Origin of the sequence: Cryobacterium sp. RTC2.1, assembly GCF_035018685.1 — a bacterium.
Lineage (GTDB): Bacteria > Actinomycetota > Actinomycetes > Actinomycetales > Microbacteriaceae > Cryobacterium > Cryobacterium glucosi.
In genome coordinates this window covers 1-1,018 of sequence record NZ_JASJXJ010000317.1, presented here as the reverse complement: position 1 = coordinate 1,018, position 1,018 = coordinate 1, and the positions used below count along the sequence as shown (strand labels likewise).

Genomic DNA, 1,018 nt, shown 5'->3' with positions numbered 1-1,018 from the left:
CCGAGCGTCAGGTCCGTGGGCACGCACCGCACGATGGATGCCGCCCGCGCCTGGTTCACCCGGTCGAGGCCGAACGCCGCCGCGACGAGCTTGGTCAGCCGGGCGCTGTGGATCGGACCCTCGGCCGTGACCGCCGCACGGATGGCGGACTGGACCTTCGCCGCGGCCGCCGCTCGCGGCAAGGCGTCGAGCACGTCGACCGTGCCGAGACGCCCGGGGTGCCACTCGGCGTAGTCGAGCACGAGGGAACTCGTGGTCGCACGGGTGTTGGCCAACGCCACAGTCGGGACGGACACCGCGCGGGATGCGACGAGTACCTCGGGTGCATCCCGTGGCGTTTCGGTGATGGTTGGTTCGGGCTCGACGCCCGCGGGGAGGTCCAGCTCCCTGGCCACGTCGGCCGCGGCTGCAGCTTCAGTCGCGGCCTCGACCGCCCCCGCGAGCCGGGCGACCGTCTCGTCGCGGTGGTGCAGCCACTCGGGCAGCCAGACCCGCTCGACGCCCGGCCAGCGCATGATACCCTGCAGCACGTCCACGGGCAGGCCGTCGCGGTCGGAGACCGTGCGCCGCGCACGCCAGTTCGGCCCGTCGAGCAGCACCGCGACGAGCGGCCGACCCGGGTCCGTTGCCGAGGCGAGGCTGAGGTCTACCCGGAAGTCGGAGAGCCCGACGTCGGTCTGCACGACGTGCCCCGCGGCGCGGAGTGCGGCCGCGATGTCGTCGCGGTGTCGGTCCACGGTGGACGTGCGGCGGACATCCGTGCTCAGCGCCTCGGCGCCCGCGCCCGCCATCTCGAGGTAGGCCTTGAGGTGTTTGATGCCGACCGAGCTGGTGTCCTGGGCGCGCAGTACCGCCGGGTCGAAGCTCGCATAGAGCACCACCTGTCGCCGCGCACGGGTGATCGCCACGTTGAGGCGGCGCTCGCCGCCCGTCCGGGAGAGCGGCCCGAAGTTGAGCGGCACCACACCCTTCTCGTTCGCGCTGAACGCGATCGAGAAGAGGATGCTGTCGCGCTCGT

General features: G+C 72.7%; 1 protein-coding gene. It reads right to left on the bottom strand.

Going from position 1 to position 1,018, the window contains the following annotated elements; genetic code table 11:
- Positions 1-1,018: DUF3320 domain-containing protein (locus QN357_RS19055; RefSeq protein ID WP_323505408.1), on the bottom strand; the 1,018-nt coding region annotated here is incomplete at both ends.